A 21,196-nucleotide genomic window follows, 5' to 3' on the forward strand; every position below is an offset into this window, starting at 1 on the left:
AGTGAACGTCTAGCGAATATGCACTTAATCGTATAGACCCTGACGAATTTGTTGATCCAGTGCACTTAATCGCTCAGGGGTGCCAACATCAACCCAGCTGCCTTGCATTTTTTCTGCAGCCACTCGCTCATCATGCATAGCCTGTCTTAACAGCGGTGCCAATGGTCGTTTACCCTGCTCTAAACCATAAAACATTTCTGGGGACAAAACCGCAATACCACTATAAGTTAATGCTTCACCGGCTTTCTGCTGTTCAAAGGTATAAGCACGTCCGTCTAACAGATGAAAATCACCTTGCGGATGCTGTACAGGATTAGGTACAAACACCAGATGTGCAAGATCACGATGCAATTCAATCTGCTGCAAGGGTGCAAAGTCCATGGTGCTCCAGACATCACCATTCACCAGAATAAACGGATCATCTCCCAGCAAAGGTAAAGCACGGATAATCCCACCGGCAGTTTCCAGCCCCTCACCTTCATGTGACCAGAGAATTTCCACACCGAACTGAGAACCATCGCCCAAAGCGGCTGCCAGTTTATCTCCTAACCATGCGGTATTGATGACAATCTGATTCACACCCATTTTTTGCAGCTTTTCGATATGCCAAACAATCAGTGGCTTGTCTGCAACCTGTAGCAGTGGTTTTGGGGTATGCAGCGTTAAAGGTCGCATCCGGTTGCCTAGACCTGCCGCGAGAATCATGGCTTTCATCAGGCAACCACCTCATAGACACCATATTTTTCTACAAATTTAGGCATAACACGCTGCTGGATAAACTGAATAAAAGCTTCTAACTCAGCATAACCTTGGCTTTCTTGTAGTAAGTACCACATCACGCGCGGTAAATCTTTCAAATAACCTGACTTACCATCACGTTCGAACAGACGGACAAAAATACCCAAGATTTTAATATGGCGCTGAATCGCCATCAAATCGGCTTCACGTTTGAATTGTTCAAAACTGTGGTTCTGGGTTGCCGTTTCTGGCAGCAATTCATAAAACATCTTAAACCAACGATACACACGATCCGCATTCCACTGTACATAGGCATCCCGAGTAATTGAAATCAAGTCATAAGTATAAGCACCAATTACAGCATCCTGAAAATCAATCACACCCAACTCTTGTTCACCAGCAATTTTCATCAGGTTACGGCTATGAAAATCACGGTGTACAATCACTTGTGGCTGTGCCAGTGCAGCTTTGGCCAAGAAATCGAATGCCTGTTCAATGATCACTTGCTCATCTTGAGTGATTTCAATCTGCAAAGAAGGCAACATCCATTCAGTAAGCAGATGCATTTCAGTCAATAGCTTCTCGTAGCTATAGGCGGGTAACTGACTCGCAGCTGCATCAATTTGCTGGAGTTCGATCAGCTGTTTAAAACTTTGCAAATAGTAATGATCGACACTAATCTCATTCAACAAGGTTGAAAGCAGTGTGTCGCCAAAATCTTCAAGCAATAAAAAACCATTTTGTTCATCTTTGGCCAAAATCTGCGGGACACGAACTTCATGTTGTCCTAAAAACTCGGCGATTTTAACAAAAGGTCTGACATCTTCTTTTTCTGGTGGTGCGTCCATCAACATCAAGGTTTTATTATTGAGCTGGATGCGGGCGTAACGACGAAAGCTGGCATCGCCTGGCAAGAAATTGATCTCAAACTGATCTGAAGCAAGAACAGAGCTAACCCACGTATGTATCAATTGTTCGCGTTGTGTATTCATTTGCAATAAAATCTAAAACAGGCTGAGTTTTTTAAAGTCTTAAGTGTAGCCACTTATCAAGTTTTTCTCTATGATGCGACAATAATTAATTGCGAAAAGCATACTTGGTTAATGAGACAAATGAAGCATCAGTTTAAATTTAATCCTTTAGCGACTGCTATTTTGACCCTACTCTGTGGTAGCTCGATATCAAGCTATGCTGCGTCAACAGAAACAGTGTCAACACTCAATAACGAACAATTACAAGACACATTGCAAGAAGCTTACCCGGGGCAAGCTTTTTTTGAGCAGTATTATGTCGACAAGTCGGCACCAGAAGCACAACAACGACAAAATGGTTTCAGCTCACAGTATTGTCAAGGTGCATGGGTCACTCCGATTCAACCGTCATCCGAAACATTGGATCCTGAGCAAACCACCTCAACCATTACCGCGGATTATGGTCACTACAATCCTTTAGGAGACTCTGTACTCGAAGGCAATGTTGTGATTGACCAGCAGGGCCGCATGATCCGTGCAGATAAGATCACTTTGGATAAAACCCAGACCTTTGCCAAAGCCGAAGGACGAGTGCAAATGGCTCAAGGCGGCTTACTCGCACAAAGTGATCAGATCAACTACAACCTGCGTACTCAGATCGGGGATCTCAACAACAGCTTTTATATTGCTGAACAGCAACATGCGCATGGCCATGCCGACAAGATTGCCCGTATATCACCGACCGTTGCGGTCTTAGAAAATGCGACTTACAGTACCTGTCCACCCGATCAAAGTCCCACTTGGAAAATTCAGGCAGATCGCATTGTGCTTGATCAGGATACAGGGCGTGGTGTAACCCGTAACACCAAACTTTATATTAAAAATACGCCGGTAATGGCTGTGCCTTACTTTAATTTCCCGATTGATGACCGTCGCACTACCGGGATTCTTAATCCAAGTTTTGGTTATACCAATGATGGTGGTGCTCAGATTGCGGTACCGATTTATCTGAATCTAGCACCTCATTATGATGCCACGCTCACTCCACGTTATCTCGGTGGGCGCGGTGCGATGATCGAAGGTGAATTTCGTTATTTAACAGAAAATTTTGGTCAAGGAATGCTCTGGGGGGGCTATTTGCCATCAGATGCAGAATACAATGATCAAGACCGTAAAGACTTGCACTTTTTACATAACTGGCAAATCAACAATACCCTTTCAACCAATCTTGAATACAACTACGCATCCGATAAAGATTATTTTGCCGACCTCAATAACAACCCCAATTCAAAGACCGAACTAAATCTACGTCGTGCTTGGGAGTTAAACTATAAAAATGGTATTCCGGGGCTAAAAGCACAGCTAAAAGTTGAAGATTTCCAAACACTGGATAAAACTATTCCTGTCGAAGACCGACCTTATGCACGCTTGCCACAATTTTTACTCAATTATGTCACTGGCAATCCTCAAGGTTTAGAGTACGAATTTAATAACGATACCGCTTATTTCAAAAAGTCCATTGATAATACGACTACCGCAAATGAGGGTACCCGAATCTACAACCAGTTTGCCGTACGCTACAACTATCGCACGCCATGGTCATTTATCATTCCGGAAGTCTCGGTGCGCAGCATTAATACCTTTGCCGATCGCAAATCAGATACCAATAATGCCGATACATCGACCATCGTGCCACAGTTCACTTTGGATACTGGGCTAACATTTGAACGTGACGGCAAATTTTTGCAGACTTTGTCACCTCGTGCATTCTATGCCTATGCACCTTATGAAAATCAAAATGGTTATCCAAACTTCGATACCACATCTGCCTCAATTAGTTATGATCAGTTGTTCAATCCCTACCGCTTTTATGGCCATGACCGTTTAGATGACAACAACTTCCTCTCGCTCGGTCTGAGCTATAGCCTTTTTGATCCTGCAGGTTTGGAGCGTTTAAAAGCCAGTATCGGGCAAAGCTATTATTTTGAAGACCGTCGTGTACTCTTGAACCAAGAGGATAATATCCAATCTGAACGCCGCACCGGACCAATCGTCAGTCTATCCAGTCAGTTATCACAAAACTTCACTATCAGTGGCAATTCTGCCTGGATGGAAAATGGAGACAATGCTCAACGGGATTTTCAAGTTTATTATACGGGTGAACGCGGCAATTTATATAACTTAGGCTATTTTAACCGCAGAGAGATTATTGACCGTCAGAAGTACTATGATCAAGTGGTTGCATCGTTTATACAACCAGTTCACAACAACTGGCGTATGATGGGCCATGTTCAGTATGACCTCGACAATAATGTCGCACGTGAATATCTACTCGGCGTAAATTATGAATCCTGCTGTTGGGCAATTTCTGTATATGGTCGCTCGTATTATAACGATCTCGACAATGTAAACGATCCGAACGTTAAAGCGAAACGTGCCATCATGGCTGAACTCACGCTTAAAGGATTGGGTGGTTTCAACAACAAATTAGCCTCTTTGCTGGAAAGTCGCGTATTAGGATTTAATAAAATTAATCAATCTTGGACACAACGTTAATGAAAACGAAGTATATTCAACAGTTTTTTAAAGCAACCACGCTCGCACTTTGCATTTCAGTTTCTACTCCATCATTCGCTCAACCAGCCAATGACGAAGTAATTGCTGTGGTTGATAACAGTGTCATTTTACGTAGTGATTTAAACCAGCTGCTTGCAGAAACCAATTACCAGTCAAAACAACAAAACCAAACCCTTCCCCCTCAATCAATACTTGAGCAGCAAGCCTTAGAAAAACTAATTCTACGCCAAGCTGAACTACAGCAAGTTAAACGTTATGGTCTCAAGGCCGATGAACGTGCACTGAATGAAACCGTTTTAAAAGTTGCTCAGCAATTCAAGGCTAGCTCCTTAGAAGAATTACAACAAAAATTAGATGCACAAGAACCTGGTAGTTATGCCGCGTTACGTAGTCGTATTGCCGATGATCTGGCAATTAACCAGTTGCGTCAGCAACAGGTGATGTCACGTATCAAAATCAGTGACCAAGATGTTGCAAACTTTTTGAAATCACCGCAAGGCCAAGCAGCATTGGGTAATCAGGTTCACTTGATCCACGTGCGAATTTCAGCAACCGGACAAGACCAGACGGCACAAGCCACTGCTCAACAAGTCAGAACAGCACTACAAAACAGTAATGATGTTGCTACGATTAACAAGCAATACAGTAATAATGGCATTCAGGTGGAAGGTGCTGATATGGGATTCCGCAATCTTGCAGAAATCCCGGCAGAACTGGCTGCTCAGGCAGCTGCCTTACAGGCGGGCCAGACGAGCGCATTGATTCCATTACGTGATGGTATCCATCTGATTAAACTCATTGAACGGAAAAATAGCGAGCAGCGTGCTATCGTACCTCAATATCAAACCCGCCACATCCTGATCCAACCTTCTGAAGTCGTCAGCAGAGACAATGCCAAGCAGATTATTGAAAATATTTATAATCGTTTGAAAGCGGGTGAAGACTTCGCTGTACTTGCTGCAACTTTTTCCAATGATCCAGGCTCTGCACGTGATGGAGGAAGTTTGGGTTGGGTGAATCCAGGTGTCATGGTTCCTGAGTTCGAAGAGAAAATGAAAAATACCCCTGTTGGGCAAATCAGCGAGCCTTTTCAGACACAATTTGGCTGGCATATTCTACAAGTCACCGAAACGCGTCAGCAGGACATGACGAACGAGTACCAAGAACGCATGGCACGCCAGATTCTAGGTGAACGTCAATTTGATACTGAGCTAGACAGCTGGTTACGTGAAGTACGGGGTAACGCGTATGTTGAAATTAAAGACCCAGAATTAGCCAAGAAATAAATGAGTCCAACAAAAGCCCTGTTAAAATAACAGGGCTTTTTAAATTCTGCATATAAATTAAAAAAAGGCCTCTGAGGAGGCCTTTTTTTATATTACATCTCAACGATTATTGTCATCGTCTTGAGTGTCTTCGAATTTAGTATCGTTGTCGAAGCTTGGTGCTGATTGACTACCGAAGCCGCCTTGACCACCGAAGCCACCTTGACCACCGAAGCCGCCTTGACCACCAAAGCCACCTTGACCACCAAAGCCACCGCCTTGACCACCAAAGCCACCGCCTTGACCACCAAAGCCACCGCCCTGACCACCAAAGCCGCCGCCTTGACCACCACCGAAGCCACCGCCCTGACCACCAAAGCCACCTTGTGCACCTGCTGGAGCACCCGCTGGACGTGGATTACGCGCTGGCACAACAGTTGAAATAGCATGCTTGTAAACCATTTGGCTTACGGTATTTTTTAATAATACAACGTATTGGTCAAAAGACTCGATATGACCTTGTAATTTAATACCGTTCACAAGGAAAATAGAAACAGGAATACGTTCTTTGCGGAGAGAATTCAAGAACGGATCTTGTAAAGTTTGACCTTTAGACATTTTATAACTCCAAAAAAATTAAAAATCAGCGCAAAAAAAACTATCTTTATGTGTCAGTTAAAATTTATAAAAAGATAGTTGTTAAATTTTGCTTTATCCGTAACAGTTTCGCAAGTCTTGTCGCGCTAGCTCAATCGTCTCATAAGTTTGAAAAACGTGCAGTTCTTGCAAAGAACGTAACCAAGTATATTGACGTTTGGCCAGTTGTCGTGTTGCAAATAGTGCCTTATCTTCCATTTCTTGCTGTTTTTTCTGACTTTTATCGCTTTTTAATAAAAATTCAAGCACCTGACGGTAGCCTACCGCACGCATTGAGGGTAAATCCACATTTAAATCGTATTTTTCAATGAGTGATTCTACCTCATTTAAAAAACCGATTTCCCACATTTTGTGTAATCTTTGTTCAATACGTTTATGTAATTCTAACCGATCGGGCATCAATGCATAGTTATGAAATGTATAACGATACGGCTGATTTTTAGGCTGTTCTGCCTGTAATTTTGTAATCGGTTGGCCGGTCAGTTTATACACTTCAAGTGCACGAATAATCCGCTGTCTGTCACTCACCTTAAATTTGTTACCTGCCAATGGATCGACTGCCACCAATTCTGCATATACCGACTCCCAGCCTTCCGCTGCCGCTTTTGTCTCAATTTCAGCACGTACCGCATAATCCGCACTTGGCAAATTGCTGGACAAGCCTTCTAATAAGGCTTTGAAATACAACATGGTTCCACCCACAAGCACTGGAATTTTGCCTTGCAGATGGATGGCATCAATCAGTTGGCAAGCATCTTCTACAAACTGGGCTGCAGAGTATACTTCGAGTGGACTAATAATATCGATAAGGTGATGCGGATATTGCAGTTGCTCTTGCTTGCTTGGCTTCGCTGTACCGATATCCATATCGCGATACACTAAAGCCGAATCGACGGAAATCAGCTCAAACTGACCACGCTCATAAAGCTCACATGCCAATGCGGTTTTACCACTTGCGGTTGGCCCCATCAAGTTAATGACAGGCAATTGATTTGACATAGAAGCTTACTCTCCTCGAGCAAATAATTTATCTAATTGTGCCAATGGGAAAGCGCGCCAGGTTGGCCGGCCGTGATTACACTGACTGGCAAATTCAGTCTGTTCCATCTGGCGTAACAAGGCATTCATTTCAGACAAGCTCAACTGACGATGCGCACGAACAGCACTATGACAGGCCATGCCGGCCAGAATATGATCTCGTTTCTGCAATAAGGCCTGTGCCTCATCACGCGGATCGAGATCAGCCAGTAACTCTGGAATCAATGCAGCAAAATCAGCCTTATGTAAAATCGCTGGCACTCCACGTACAACTACCTGCTCATCACCATACTGATCAATATCCAATCCAAGCCGTTGTAACTGAGGTTTCAACTCATCCACCCGCGCCGCTTGCATCCGGCTAATCGGTATTACTTTTGGAATCAACAATTGTTGAGAGATCCAGAACTCGGGTTTATCCCAGGCTTGTTTCATTTGCTGCAATACAATCCGCTCATGCGCAGCATGCATATCCACAATAATCAGGCCTTCAGTGTTTTGTGCCAGAATATAAATGCCATGTAACTGGGCAATCGCAATGCCCAACGGGAATTCATCAACCTGATGTGATGGCCCTTCCGCCTGTTGTATAGTAGATGCTGCAGATGTTTCCTCTGTTCGCAGCGGTGCAAGATAGCTTTTTAAAGCATTATTCAGTTGAGCCGAAGCCCCTGTATAGGGTTGTGGCTGATAGGCCACTGACCGTACTTGGCTGGCCTGAAAGTCAGTTAACAACTCCGTTGAAGCCTCTTGTTTCTCCAGCGGTGCATCGGCAGGCAGATCCACTGCACGATGCAGTTGAAATTGCTCCTGAAACCGTGGTTGGATTGCTGTTTGCACTGTCTGTTCGGTTTCAATTTTTAATGCTTGTGCTAAATCAGCAGTTGCGGTTTGAAATTGTGCCAAGGTTTCTTTGGCATAATGACGCACAAACTCATGCACTTCACGCTGATTCAAAAAGCGGATTTCATGCTTGGTCGGATGCACATTGACATCGATATTTTCCGGATCTACCTGCAAAAACAGCAAATAGGCGGCATGCTGATGACCGTGCAAGATTCCTTCATACGCCATACGGAGCGCATGGGATAAAGTTTTATCCTTGACAATACGGCCATTCACATAGACATATTGCAGATCTGCTTGTGCACGTGCATCAGATGGATGCCCTAGCCAACCAGACAGGCGCATATTGATACTTTCAGCATCAATCCAATACGCATTTTCAGTAAATGCACGTCCCAACAGTTGCTGAACCCGCTGAAACCGCAGCTCACCACTATCTGCAACCGGCAGATTTAAACGGATCGTATCGTTATGTTCTAACACAAAACGAATATCAAAATGGGTTAATGCCAAACGGCGGACAATTTCTTCAATATGGCCAAATTCAGTGCTGGGTTTCTTCAAGAATTTACGCCGTGCAGGCACATTAAAAAACAGATCCTGCACCCGTATATGCGTGCCTTTTTGCGTGGCAACCGCCTGTACCTGCTGATGAGTAAACGCCGTTCCATTGACCTCGACTTGATAACCAATGCCAGAGTAATCTTGGCTACTGGTCAGCGTTAACCGCGAAACAGCCGCAATCGAAGCCAAGGCTTCCCCGCGAAAGCCGAGACTGACAATCGCCTGCAAATCTTCGGCACTCTGAATTTTACTGGTCGCATGGCGCATCACGGCAAGCGGCAAATCTTCCGTATGAATTCCGCGACCATTGTCAATAATTTCAATTAGCGTGCTACCACCCTGCGCTACCCGAATAATCAGCTCGGTCGCACCGGCATCTATCGAATTCTCCAGCAGCTCCTTGACTACGGATGCCGGGCGCTCAATCACCTCACCTGCAGCAATCTGGTTGGCCAGTGCAGGATCAAGCGTATGAATACGACGTTCAGCAGTATTTTGCTCAAACTGCATGTAAAGCACCCTGCAGACGCTGGTATAAGGCTTCTGAATCCATGGATAACGTGACTTCACGTCCGGTTTCTTGTGCAGTTTTCTGCAGATCGATTTCTAAATCAGCCGCTGGAATTTCTTCACCACCTTTGGATGGCCATTCAAACAGAAACAGACCATTCGGAATTTCCAGATAATCGCGAATACCCATCAATTCCAGCTCATAGGGATCCGTCAAGCGGTACAAATCAAAATGAAAAATATCACGCCCGTTGACCTGATAAGGTTCCACCAAGGTGTAGGTCGGACTTTTCACCGAGCCTTGGTGCCCCAAACTGTGCAGATAATGCCGGGTCAGCGTCGTTTTGCCTGCCCCAAGATCCCCCATCAAATAAATCACGCCAGAAATAAAATGCTGTGCCAAAACCTGTGCCAGATTTTGGGTATCCTGTTCATTGTTTAAGATGACTTTCAATGAATACTGCATATCACTCACAACATGATTCAAAATTACAAACATGATAGCATTGCGAGACTTTAAAGCCTATGTTGCCGGTTAAGATTGCGGCTTTTTTCATCTTTTCCAGTGCAACTGTCCAGCTTTTTTAGGCGAAGCCATTTCCCATGAATACTTGATTCTCCTGCTATGCTAAACACTGATTTCACTCCTCCGATGCTTGATGGGGTCTGCGCCAGCAAACTGCACCTACCACCGCAATCACTGGTTTCAGTACACACCATATTTGAGTATCTGTGCCAGGAATTTCCCCATATAGATCAGGCAGAGTGGCAACAGCGTTTTCATGATCACCTCATTTATGATGCTGCAGGAAACCAGCTCCAGCTAAACAGTCCCTATCAGGGCAATAGTCATGTGTTTTACTACCGCTTTCTGGCGCATGAAATCGAGGTTCCTTATGAACATCAGATTCTGCATGAAACCGATGATCTGCTGGTGGTTGATAAACCACACTTTCTGACCATGAGTCCCACCGGACAGTATGTACAACAGACCCTACTGGTGCGGCTGAAAAAACAAACCAACAATGCCGATTTAACGCCAATCCATCGTTTGGATCGTGAAACTGCTGGTGTCGTCCTGTTTTCCAAACGGCCGCAAAGTCGCGGGCTGTATCAGCAGCTGTTTGCAGAGCGACAAGTAAAAAAAATCTATCATGCGATTGCAGGCTACCGTGCAGAGTTACCTTTTCCGCAAACCATAAAACTCAGAATGCAAAAAGGTCAGCCTTTTTACACCATGCAGGTGGTTGAAGGAGAAGCCAACAGCGAAACCCATATAGAATTATTAGAACAGCACAATGGCTGGGCCAAATACCGGCTTTCACCACATACGGGCAAACAACATCAGTTAAGGGTACATCTGAATCATTTAAACATTCCAATCCAGAATGACCCGCTTTACCCGGAGGTGCAGCATAAAGCCGAGGATGATTTTTCCCGCCCTTTACAACTTCTCGCCAAAGAAATTTCCTTTCCAGATCCTGTCACTGGTCAGATCATGCACTTTTACTCCAATTTTAAACTCACATTGAAATGATACTGTAATGACATTCAATAGACTTTAATTTGCTCAGATCATTGAAATTACATCGTGATTGTTTAAAATAAAGTCTGAAAAAATTCTTATTCTTTTGGTTTAAAATTCATGCGAAAAACAGAGGTTTATCAAGTCCGACTTGATTCACAAGAAAAAAAACAAGCCTTCGCGGTCTTTAAACAGTTGGGGATTACACCGGCACAAGCGGTACGTTTGTTTTTCAAACAAGTCGTATTAACCAAGTCCATTCCTTTCGCGATAGAAAACCAGAACATCAATATGGAACAGTTATTGAAAATGCGAAAGGCGAAATCTGAAGCTAAAGCTTCAACGTCTGGATTGGATGATGAACACGAAGCCTTGTTTGAAGAATTAAACGCGTTACTCAGTGAAACTGACAACCGTTAATTTTGACGTTTTAAAATCACTGTTCGCGTAAACAAAGTTATAACGTTTTAATGCTCATTTTTTGGTTATGCTCTGTAAAGAATAAAAATAGTCTTGCAGGAAGCACACCATGATTGTTCGTAAAGCTGAATCTGAAGATTTACCTCAACTGGCTGTCTTGTTTGATGAATACCGCCAATTTTATGGTGCTTCATCTGATCTGGAAAAATCGCTCGATTTTCTACAACAACGTTTTCACAATCAGCAGAGTGTCATTTTTATCCATGTGAAAGATGAACTCATTACTGGCTTTGTCGTACTGTATCTTGGTTTCTCTTCGGTAGCCTGTTCAAATTATTACATTCTCGATGATGTCTATGTCACCCCTGCTTACCGGCGTCAAGGTTCAGCCAAACAGCTGATCGATACGGCGATTTTATTTGCACGCCAGCAGGAGGCTTTACGCATCACCTTGGAAACCCATAAAACCAATACTGAATCCCAACAGTTATATGAAAAAATGGGCTTTATCCAAGATGGTGAATTCCACACCTATCACTGCTTTATTCGCTAGTGCGGGTTTTAGCCAGATTGACCTGTTCTTCTGTCAAATAAATCCACTGCCCTTCATTTAGGCTATCGAGGCTTAAGGCACCAATTTGCTGGCGGTGTAAGGCCTGTACCTTATTACCTACGGCAGCCAGCATGCGTTTAACCTGATGATAGACACCCTGATGAATGGTCATGCTCAATTGATAATCGGATAATCGGATGACATCAGTTGCGGCATACATCCCTTTTTCGTTGCGCAATTCAACACCTTCCCGTAATTGCTGGATCTGCACCTCACCAATTCGGTCTACCGTGGTCACATGATAAACTTTCGCCACATGCTTACGCGGATGAGTTAAGGCTTGTAAAAAGGCACCATCATCGGTCAACAGCAATAAACCGGTGGTATCCTGATCCAAGCGTCCGACACACTGCAATCCCCGATTGAGCAGAACCTCAGGAAACAGATCAAAAACACTGTGATGATGCAAAGGCTGGTGTGAACATTCATAACCTTGCGGTTTATTCAGTGCAATATAGACCTTTTCACGGTAATGATAGATCTCTCCATACACGGTAAAGGGCATTTCGGGATAAGGCTGAATCGACTGTTTCATGTCCGTACAGACTTGACCGTCCACAGTGACTGCTGCATTTTTGATTAACTGCTGACAATGTTTACGCGAACCAAATCCTTGCGATTGCAACATTTTTTCCAACAACATCCTCAGCCCCATCATCAAAATCAACAGCAGGCATTGTATACCGTTTCCGCCAGAAGTCATCCCATCCGTACAAGTCCGGTAAAAAGGCGTACAATTCTGCCTTTGTTGCTCAAACCAGACTTTGTGCTTTGCTATGCTCTCCCATCTTGATCTGAATCTGATCGTACTGATTATTCTGCTAGCCTGCGGTATTCTCAGTCACAATTCCACCATTACCATGGCCGCTGCAATTTTAATTATTGTACGTATCACGCCGCTCCACGATTTTTTTCCCTACATCCAGCAGTATGGCCTGCATCTGGGAATTCTAATCCTGACGGTTGCAGTCCTGACCCCAATTGCCAGCGGCGCAATCCCAGGAGAAGCTATTCTCAAGTCCTTTCTCAACTGGAAATCTCTGCTCGCGATTGCCGTGGGTGTGGGTGTCGCCTGGTTAGGGGCACGGGGTGTCAGCCTGATGAGCCATCAACCTAATGTGGTCGCTGGATTACTGATTGGCACCGTTGCCGGTGTTGCCCTACTGCGTGGTGTTCCGGTCGGTCCACTAATCGCCGCCGGGATTTTATCTTTATTAATCGGCAAGTCTTAAGCCAAATTTAGCTGTGTTTATTTATCCATAACGGCTAAATAACCGCTGGCTCAGCAGTATGCCGATGATCGAAAAAACCGCCATCAAGATACCCACCCAAAACCAGCTCTGCGTCGTGGAAACAATCACTGCAACGGTCGGCGGTAAAACAAATTGAGAGGTTGCAGAGAACTGCAACACCAAACCCACGGTGGTACTAATCGCAATCGGTTGAGCGGCAAAGCGTAAGGCCTGAGAAAAGACAATCGCTGCCACAAGACCACCGAATAAAGAAAAGCCAAATACCAAAGCGTATTGCAGCAGGAACGGCAGCTGATCCTTAAACAGATAAAAACCCAGCGTACACAGCATCATAACGACAAAACCACTTTGCACTAAAGTTTTAGGCAATAAACCCTGTTGCAGTAACAGGCCACAGATAAAAGTTCCAACCGCATTGGCGATGGTGACACAGGCAGTGAGTGCGCCCGCAAGCTGCAAACTGAGCTGATTTTGCTGATAAATGGTAGGCAAGAAACCCACCAGACTTAACCACTGGCCCGCATAGACCCCAAAAATCCCGGCCAAGATCCAAGCAGGTGGATGCTGCAAGGTCATTTTAATCAATTCAGCAACCGGAACCTGTTCATGCTGCTGGGTAGGCAAATGTGGGATGACTTTGACAATAATGATCGCAAGTACGGCACTTAACACTGCTAACCCGCTCCAGACACCCTGCCAGCCCCAATACGGCAATAAAAATGGAGTGATAAAAAGTGAAATCCCCATCCCGCCGCCCATATAGGCACTCCATAGCCCCATACGGACATGTAGTTTTTCCATCGGTACCAGTTTACGGATCAAAGCAGGTGCACTCAGGGTCACGATTAAAAAACCGAAACCTTCTATAACACGTAACATTAGCATCAAATTGATACTGTGCGAGCGGCTGCCCAGATAACTGCCTATGCTGAGCAACAGCAAGCCCAGCACAATACAACGTTTCAGGCCGATTTTTTCCGTATAACTGCCAAGTGTCAGGGCAAACAGCATTCCAGCCCCTTGAACCAACGATAACAGGAATCCCGCCTGAACCAGCGAAATCCCCAACTCAGCCTGCAGTACCGGGACTGCGGGAGGCAATTTACCAATGTGCATGGCGGCCACGAAACCCGCCACAATAATCCAGAGATCCTTACTCATCCATTTAGACTGAGACACGTCACTTTTCCTTGTTGGTGATGCCTCTCAGCTTAACAAAGACCCAGTATTTTTTTAGTCATTATTCTGATCATTAAATTGTTTTTTACGATGAATAACAAAATCTTGAGCTCATAACCTAATCTCAATTTTAATGTAATGATCACGTAAACCCAAAAATACCAAATGCATCACTAAGCCGGATAGTATTGATGACGTTTCTGCGAGAACTTATCCAGTTGCTTTAAAAAACCTTCAAAGTAACTTTTGTCCTGATCTTCGCTGCGATAACCTGCATATAAGGTACGTCGCAAACCTTGAGGTGACACACAATCCAGACGGCGACTGGTCACCCATCCTTTTTGCTCATACTCATTGACGACCCAATCCGGCAAGGCTGCAATCCCCCGGCCACTCGCTACCAGTTGAATCAACATTTGGGTTAAATCTGTGGTGCGGATCTGTTTAGGTTGGATATTTGCTGGCAAAAATAAACGAGCCATAATGTCAAGTCGATGCTTGTCCACCGGATAGGTAATGAGCGTTTCTTCTGCCAGCTCCTGTACGGTAATCCGCTCAGTACGCACCAAGGGATGTGTATTGGAAAGCACCAAACGCGATTCATATTCAAAAATCGGGAAATATTCGATGCCTTTCAGGGCAATTGGATCAGCCGTAATCAGCAGATCAAATTCGCCATTTTGCAACAGTTCGTGCGGATTCGATTCAAAACCAGAAGCAAAATCCAGATCTACATCCGGGTATTGTTGGCGATATTGGTTCAGCAAAGGCATCAACCAGTCAAAACAGCTGTGACACTCGGAAGAAAAAATAATACGACCGGTTTGCCCATGCACAATACGGGCAATATCAGTTTGTGCAATCTGGATTTGCGGTAAGACATCGTCTGCCAGTTTCAGCAAACGCTGCCCCACATTGGAAAAAGTCACCGGACGGGTTCTGCGGTTTACCACTTCTACCCCATACCAATGATCAAGCTCTTTCAACTGATGAGAAATGGCAGAGGGCGTCAGGCATAAATCATTTGCCGCTGCCACCAGCGAACCATGCTCTCGTAAAGCCAAAAGTGTTTTAAGATGTCGAAGTTCCAACATAACAGCATAATAAAAATGAATTTAACTCAATATACCACAGCTTTAATTAGTCAGTTTCACTTTAATTTCTCATGCATCCTATGCCCAACAATGCATAAGCAGAATCGGTTCTTGTCATGGCTTTAATACCAATATCAGAGGTGATCCCAGTATTGCAGCCAAAAGCGAACTGAAACGTTCTACTGAAACCTACTGATAAGGAGAAATCTGACTAGCCCAATTCTTGCAACAGGAACAACAGGCCGAATAATAGAACTAAATAGACCCGATTGATGCAGGTCTACACTTATTAATTTTTAGAAATTCTGTATGTTATGACAGCATCTTAATGTATTCAGTATGCGTAAGCACCATCTCTGCTGTTTTAAAGATGCTGAGAAATTAAAATCCATAGATCCGAAATTCTATCTGACACGTGGTCGTACAGCCTGCTGCCCAGACGTCGATGCACTGGAAATAATCAAATAGTCTTTTGAAAATGATCATTACTTAATTCTTGAATTAAATTCAGCTCAAAAATTTAAAACTGTTTTTTCTGCTAAAAATCGTAAAGCTCCTCTAATCCGCAACGACAGCAACATGAAAGACTCAATAGTCGCATCAATTGACATCTTATACTGGTAAGAACAACTCCTCACCCTGAACATTCCCTCAGCTTCAAAACTAAAGAAATAAATTGATATAAAAAAAGCCCTGCCTATGGCAGAGCTTTGACTTCATCTCTTACTTAGCTTAATGGGGTTCACCATCTTTACTGACGGTGACATTGGCACGTAGATCCACAATTTTTCCTGTCTGATTATGAAAAACGGTCAGATTTTTTGCATCCTGCGCCTGGGTCAGCACGCCATGATCAAGCTGATAAAAATTGGCATAGTCCTGGCTGTTATAGCGGTTCAAATGTTGCACACGCTTTGCCGGTATGTAAGTTGCCCACATCCACAAGCTGATTGCACAAGCAAACAGAATCACCAGATAATGCTGAATACTAATCGCACCCAATACCTGTTCAAATAAATGGGGCCGATGAATCGCGATAAAGCCCATCGCGACCACCAACAGTGGCTTCCACAACCCAATCCAGCCCATCCACAACAAGGCTGTCGTGGTATTGGAAAGATATCTACGATACCAAGGCAACTGATGACGTAGATTAATAATCAATTTTGCACTCATCTTGCCACCTTCTCATCCGGAGTTGAGACACGGATACCACGGTCTGGACTGACCCAGCGTGCACGCTGGCCAGTACCCAACAGCAGAACTTTCGGAAATGCCACAATCGAAGCGAACAATGTAATGATCCAGAAAATAAACGGATACCAGATCATCCAGTAAATATTGCGCAGCAAGTATGGCTCATAACGACTGTCCATCCATTTACTGATCACAAACTGCACCAGACAGGTCAAGCCTAAAAACAGACCACTTCCGGCAGGTAACACGGGTGAACTTGCCACCAGATCCAAACTATGTGCCGGTAAAATCAGCTGTAACAGCCATATCAGGACAATCAAACAAAGTGAATAAGCCCACAGCAGCGTACAGCACATTTCAATAAGTAACGGCCATAAAAAATTCAGCTTGGGTTGAAACAAGGCATCAATATTTTTAACCAGAACCTGTGCACCCCCCATCGCCCAACGCAAGCGTTGCTTCCATAAGCCTTGTAAAGTTTCAGGCATCAAAATCCACACCAAAGCATTCGGTTCAAACTCAATGTCCCAACCGGCGCGTTGCAATTTCCAGCTAATATCAATGTCTTCTGTCAGCATATCGCTTGACCAATAGTCCACCTCGTGCAAAGCGGTTTTACGGAAAGCAGTAATTACGCCGGAAACAGTGAAAAGTCGACCAAAACTGCGCTGGGCACGCTTGATCATGCCTACAATCGAGGAGAACTCACCAACTTGAATACGGCCAATCAGCGTTGAGCGGGTTCGGATACGTGGATTACCCGTCACGGCTGCAATCCGTTTATCCGCGATAAAATGACGAACCATCCAGGTCGCAACGTGCGGATCCAGCAAGGCATCACCATCAATACCGATTAAGTACTCTGCATCGGTCACCAAGGCACCAGCCTGTAGCGCCATCGCCTTACCCTGGTTTTCTGCCAGATGCACCACCCTTAAACGTTCATGTTCCAGACAGAGGCGATCCAAAACCGCTGCGGTATTGTCCGAACTACCATCATTAATTGCGATCACTTCAAAGTCGGGATAATCCAGTGCCAACGCGTATAATAGCGTTTCCTCAGCATTATCTTCTTCATTAAAACACGGGATCAGCACTGCAACCTTCGGGGTTTCTGTAAGTGCAGGCGGCTGATCATAATCCGGCTGTTTGCGTTCGGTACGGTAAAAGCTCAAGGCGCCAATCATCCATAAATAGGCCATGAGCATGGGGTAATAAAAACTGAAACCAAGAATGGTTTTCCACAGCGAGGTTAAAAACATGAGAATATCCTTTATGGCACCATGCTGTTACTTTTCTGATCAAAAGCCTTACTCACGATCGCCGGATCTGGATGTTCCTGAATGGGATCATCCGGATAATAGGCCACATGAATTGCTCCCTGCTGATACAGGCTGTTGATCGTGTTGGCGATTTCAGTCGATGGAATTTTTTGCTGGTTGCGCCAGTCCACCGTCTGTAATTCAAATACGGTTTTTTTCAAACCTTCAGGATACTGTTTCACCCGGTCTAGCATTTCTGCGTAAAACTGATCAGGCTGCGTGACATTTTCCATATACGGCATGGCCATGATGGCAGTAAAGTCATAGTTTTTGAGGGATTCTTCCAAGGATTGCGAGTACCAGTTCTCCGCATAGGGCTTAAGTGCTACTTGTGCATAGAGATTACGTGCTGTCATTAAAAATGGCTGGTAACGGCGTACTTCAGTCACCAGACTTTTCGCAAAATTATCCAGATAACTGGTTTTAAATGCCGTCCATTTCTGTAATTGCTGGTCATCCTGTCGCACTTGTGCAAAATCAGTCGACATGCCGTTTTGTGCATACACCGTTTTCGCAATCGGGCTGACGTCCTCATAGTCTGACAAGGTCATGTCATCATGGAACAGCAAGCCGTTGAATGGGGTAGATTTCGCGAGATCCTGATAAATCTCTGTGACCACACGGCGCACTCGTGGTGAAAATGGGCTGACACGCAAATAACCCATATTCAAACGGTCTTGCTGTGGTCCCTGCTCAGTTTCGACCCGATCCTGTGCAGCAGGCTCATTCTGAGGAAACTCCCAAGCCATAATCGGCATCCAGGCATAGACGCGGCGGACTGCTGTACGCGTCTGAATAGACCAGGCCACATGATTGAACAAGTCAGCACGTAACGGAATATGACGATTTGGGAAATACACCAGATCTGCCGAGCCATTACCATCCGGATCCGAAAACGCCTGCAAATAGACGGTATTGACCTTCATGGCATTAATGCGGTCGAGTAACACACCCAAATTTCGTTCTTGCTGTGCCGGATCTTTGTCGTAGATATAATCCAGATCAACATGCATGATTTTCTGTGGTCGGTTGTTATCCGTCTGGTTCAACTGGCGGCTTTGAATTTCAGTTTGTAGCGCCTTGGCATCCATGTCTCTGTCAACCAGTACACGGGTTAAGGCACCGAGTGAACTCTGCACATGATTGATCCCATCATCCAGCGTCATGGTAATAGGCATGCCTAATTGAGCTGCAGTTTTCACCACAAAGCTGTTATAACGGCCATACGGCCACACCATGACGCGCGGGCTTTTTAAGCCATGTTGACGCAGTAACTGATTATTGGTTTTCAGGTCTTTGAAAATCCGCTGGTTATATTGCGCATCACTCTCATAACTATGGGTATGAGCATGATAGGCATGGACGATGGCCGCAGCCTCCGAATCATGTTGTGGATTGGCGTTAATGCCTTTATGCAGATCATAACTATGGCTCGCGACCTCAATCAGCCCGGAATCCTGCATGGTCTTCATTTCCTGCCAGGACAAGAACTGGTCACGCGCTTGTTGCTCTCCAGCGAAATCAACAGGCTGGGGGTCTTTTGGTTCAACCCATTTACCCACCACAGCAATCACGGCGGGAATTTTCATGCTTTTCAGCACTGGAAAAGCATTTTTATAAAATGTTTTGTAACCATCATCAAAGGTAAGCATCACCGCATGTTCAGGTAATGGTTGTTTTCCTTTATGTGCTGCCAGTACCTGATCGACACTAATAAAATGATAGCCGTGTTGTTTCAGTGTATTGAGGTGCTGCGTGAGTTGCTCCACCGAAACGGCATAGCTCGGAATGAGTGGTCGATCTGCATGACTCACCACTTCATGATAACTGATGACAATCAGCTGATCGGAAGTGCTAGATGGTTTTTGTGGGGTAGTCTGTGCATTGGCACCGAAGGCAAAGCATGTAATACCCAGGGCAAGCATTGTTTTTTTAAGCAAGGGGAAATTCATAGATCGTACTCGCTCACAACGAGCCTATTATCGATTACCAAGGAAGCCATTTAAATCCGCCAATCTTAAACGAATCTTAAAAAGCGTGAGGGATATCTCAAAAATAATTGAGAAAAACTGATACAAAGTGAATGAGCTATTATTCTTTAATTTTGAATCGCTTAAATAGTTAAATAATGAATAAATATTCATGAAATGATCAAAAATAAAACTCCCCCTGTTTTTAAATAGATTAAAAAATCACGATCTGATAATAAGGAATTGAAGATGCAAATGAGTTCATCACTTGAGCATTCAGGTTTATCCCATACAGGAATCTATATCCGTGTCTTTCGTTACCTTTTCACCACAGTTGGGACAGTACTGATAAGAAAAATTTTTCAATTTTTGATTCGATTCAATTAAATGCTCACGCATCAAATACACAATGATTTCATGGGTTTGATGATAAGGTAAACCAATTTGCCGACGGATCTGTTCAATCGTAGCTTGATCGCGCACCAAGTCTACCTTCTGGCTTAACAAGGCTTCCCTGAATTGTTGTTCTAATAATTGATTTCTTAAATTTAGCTCATTCGCCAGACCAGTCGCCAAAATACCTGCCGGCAAAGCAGCAATCCCCACCCCCAAAATAGTAATGATGGCACCGAGTATTTTACCCAGATCGGTGACTGGAGTTACATCACCATAACCAACCGTTGTAAGCGTCACCACAGACCACCACATGGCTTGTGGTATAGATCCAAAATGTTCAGGTTGAGCTTTATGCTCAACAAAGTACAATACCCCTGCCGCCATAATAATCAGGATAGAAAGGATAAAAAGCACCGCCTGGAAGGAGCCTTTTTCTCGTTTGATCACCGCAAGTAAAATCTGCAGTGAAATAAAATAACGCGTCAGTTTGAGTAAACGCAGTAATCGCAATACACGCAAGAAACGCAAATCAAAAGGGACGAAATAATTAATAAATGCCGGTAAAATGGCGATGAGATCAATTATTGCACCCCAGCTCATCAACCATTGCAGGCGTTGCTTCCAAGCAGGTTGTTCAGCATCCTGTTCTGAAATGCTCCACAGTCTCAACAAAAATTCAATCGAAAAGATTCCGATCGACATCAATTCAAAATGATCAAAATACCATTGATAAGCTAGATAAAATTGATTAACCGATTCAAAGATGACAGCCGCCACATTGGTTACAATCAGACCAATCAAAAAATAGTTTAAGACACGACTGAAAAATGAATCGTATTGTTCATTTTCTAAATGGTTATAGACCCAACGACGAAAAGATGACCAAGCAAAAAGTTTCATTGATTATTAGGGATGATTGCTTGCAGAAAATAGTAATCGCGTTCCCTACCTCAACACAATAAAAAATCGCTTAGAGATTCGCTATTTGTCTATTTTTATGTTCTAATGGCCTCAGTTTGAGATGAGCCTCTTACAGTATATAAGCTCAGACTTATATACGA

The 21,196-nt window shown here is 44.1% G+C and carries 19 protein-coding genes; 6 read left to right on the forward strand and 13 right to left on the reverse strand.

The features are described from left to right. Positions 1-24 precede the first annotated feature (24 nt). Both murU and PAE54_RS02080 read right to left on the reverse strand, forming a co-directional pair. Positions 25-714 carry an N-acetylmuramate alpha-1-phosphate uridylyltransferase MurU gene (gene murU / locus PAE54_RS02075; protein ID WP_326518239.1) on the reverse strand — a complete coding sequence of 230 codons (690 nt, stop codon included), beginning with the start codon at positions 712-714 and terminating at the stop codon, positions 25-27. Next, complete coding sequence (locus tag PAE54_RS02080) at positions 714-1,730, reverse strand: aminoglycoside phosphotransferase family protein (RefSeq protein WP_326518240.1); 1,017 nt, start codon at positions 1,728-1,730, stop codon at positions 714-716. The genes murU and PAE54_RS02080 overlap by 1 nt, the downstream gene beginning before the upstream one ends. 120 nt (positions 1,731-1,850) lie before the next feature. On the opposite strand from PAE54_RS02080, the gene PAE54_RS02085 reads away from it, so the two are divergent. Both PAE54_RS02085 and PAE54_RS02090 read left to right on the forward strand, forming a co-directional pair. Next, positions 1,851-4,265 (forward strand): LPS-assembly protein LptD, encoded by a 2,415-nt coding sequence (locus PAE54_RS02085; RefSeq protein ID WP_326518241.1) that lies wholly within the window; start codon positions 1,851-1,853, stop codon positions 4,263-4,265. Then, a complete protein-coding gene (locus PAE54_RS02090; protein WP_326518242.1) occupies positions 4,265-5,572 on the forward strand; it encodes a peptidylprolyl isomerase in 1,308 nt (435 codons plus the stop codon). Before PAE54_RS02085 ends, PAE54_RS02090 begins: the two co-directional genes overlap by 1 nt. Positions 5,573-5,671: 99 nt before the next feature. Here PAE54_RS02090 and hfq read toward each other — a convergent pair whose 3' ends face one another. The 4 genes from hfq to tsaE form a co-directional block, all read right to left on the reverse strand. Continuing rightward, positions 5,672-6,169 carry an RNA chaperone Hfq gene (gene hfq, locus PAE54_RS02095; RefSeq protein WP_326518243.1) on the reverse strand — a complete coding sequence of 166 codons (498 nt, stop codon included), beginning with the start codon at positions 6,167-6,169 and terminating at the stop codon, positions 5,672-5,674. Between the two features lie 93 nt (positions 6,170-6,262). Next, entirely contained in the window at positions 6,263-7,207 is a 945-nt protein-coding gene (gene miaA / locus PAE54_RS02100; protein WP_326518244.1) for a tRNA (adenosine(37)-N6)-dimethylallyltransferase MiaA, read from the reverse strand. A 6-nt stretch (positions 7,208-7,213) separates the two neighbouring features. After that, complete coding sequence (gene mutL / locus PAE54_RS02105) at positions 7,214-9,166, reverse strand: DNA mismatch repair endonuclease MutL (RefSeq protein WP_326518245.1); 1,953 nt, start codon at positions 9,164-9,166, stop codon at positions 7,214-7,216. After that, positions 9,156-9,632: a tRNA (adenosine(37)-N6)-threonylcarbamoyltransferase complex ATPase subunit type 1 TsaE gene (tsaE, locus tag PAE54_RS02110; RefSeq protein ID WP_326518331.1), complete on the reverse strand. Its 477-nt coding sequence runs from the start codon at positions 9,630-9,632 to the stop codon at positions 9,156-9,158. The genes mutL and tsaE overlap by 11 nt, the downstream gene beginning before the upstream one ends. 159 nt (positions 9,633-9,791) lie before the next feature. On the opposite strand from tsaE, the gene PAE54_RS02115 reads away from it, so the two are divergent. The 3 genes from PAE54_RS02115 (at position 9,792) to PAE54_RS02125 (ending at position 11,664) form a co-directional block, all read left to right on the forward strand. Next, a complete protein-coding gene (locus tag PAE54_RS02115) occupies positions 9,792-10,703 on the forward strand; it encodes an RluA family pseudouridine synthase (protein ID WP_326518246.1) in 912 nt (303 codons plus the stop codon). A 108-nt stretch (positions 10,704-10,811) separates the two neighbouring features. Further along, positions 10,812-11,111 carry a type II toxin-antitoxin system RelB/DinJ family antitoxin gene (locus PAE54_RS02120; protein ID WP_326518247.1) on the forward strand — a complete coding sequence of 100 codons (300 nt, stop codon included), beginning with the start codon at positions 10,812-10,814 and terminating at the stop codon, positions 11,109-11,111. Between the two features lie 109 nt (positions 11,112-11,220). Next, positions 11,221-11,664, forward strand: coding sequence for a GNAT family N-acetyltransferase (locus PAE54_RS02125; protein ID WP_326518248.1), 444 nt, complete (start codon positions 11,221-11,223; stop codon positions 11,662-11,664). On the opposite strand, the gene PAE54_RS02130 is transcribed toward PAE54_RS02125, so the two are convergent. Further along, positions 11,654-12,367: a pseudouridine synthase gene (locus PAE54_RS02130; RefSeq protein WP_326518249.1), complete on the reverse strand. Its 714-nt coding sequence runs from the start codon at positions 12,365-12,367 to the stop codon at positions 11,654-11,656. The two genes, PAE54_RS02125 and PAE54_RS02130, sit on opposite strands and share 11 nt — an antisense overlap. A gap of 133 nt (positions 12,368-12,500) precedes the next feature. On the opposite strand from PAE54_RS02130, the gene PAE54_RS02135 reads away from it, so the two are divergent. Then, positions 12,501-12,956 (forward strand): DUF441 domain-containing protein, encoded by a 456-nt coding sequence (locus tag PAE54_RS02135; protein ID WP_326518250.1) that lies wholly within the window; start codon positions 12,501-12,503, stop codon positions 12,954-12,956. Between the two features lie 21 nt (positions 12,957-12,977). Here the strand turns inward: PAE54_RS02135 and PAE54_RS02140 are convergent, their stop codons facing one another. The 6 genes from PAE54_RS02140 to PAE54_RS02165 all read right to left on the reverse strand — a co-directional run bounded on the left by PAE54_RS02140 (position 12,978) and on the right by PAE54_RS02165 (position 21,035). Further along, the gene (locus tag PAE54_RS02140) at positions 12,978-14,156 is read right to left on the reverse strand and encodes an MFS transporter (RefSeq protein WP_326518251.1); all 1,179 of its coding nucleotides are present in this window, start codon (positions 14,154-14,156) and stop codon (positions 12,978-12,980) included. Positions 14,157-14,329: 173 nt separating this feature from the next. After that, complete coding sequence (locus PAE54_RS02145) at positions 14,330-15,250, reverse strand: LysR family transcriptional regulator (RefSeq protein ID WP_273776780.1); 921 nt, start codon at positions 15,248-15,250, stop codon at positions 14,330-14,332. 732 nt (positions 15,251-15,982) lie between these two features. Beyond that, positions 15,983-16,426: a poly-beta-1,6-N-acetyl-D-glucosamine biosynthesis protein PgaD gene (gene pgaD, locus PAE54_RS02150; protein WP_326518252.1), complete on the reverse strand. Its 444-nt coding sequence runs from the start codon at positions 16,424-16,426 to the stop codon at positions 15,983-15,985. Then, entirely contained in the window at positions 16,423-17,709 is a 1,287-nt protein-coding gene (pgaC, locus tag PAE54_RS02155) for a poly-beta-1,6-N-acetyl-D-glucosamine synthase (RefSeq protein ID WP_326518253.1), read from the reverse strand. The genes pgaD and pgaC overlap by 4 nt, the downstream gene beginning before the upstream one ends. Before the next feature lie 11 nt (positions 17,710-17,720). After that, a complete protein-coding gene (gene pgaB / locus PAE54_RS02160; protein ID WP_442784370.1) occupies positions 17,721-19,721 on the reverse strand; it encodes a poly-beta-1,6-N-acetyl-D-glucosamine N-deacetylase PgaB in 2,001 nt (666 codons plus the stop codon). 300 nt (positions 19,722-20,021) lie between these two features. Further along, on the reverse strand, positions 20,022-21,035 hold the full coding sequence (locus tag PAE54_RS02165; protein WP_326518254.1) for an ion transporter: 1,014 nt from the start codon (positions 21,033-21,035) through the stop codon (positions 20,022-20,024). Positions 21,036-21,196 lie beyond the last annotated feature (161 nt).

Source organism: Acinetobacter minutum (genome assembly GCF_035916735.1).
Taxonomy (GTDB): Bacteria; Pseudomonadota; Gammaproteobacteria; order Pseudomonadales; family Moraxellaceae; genus Acinetobacter.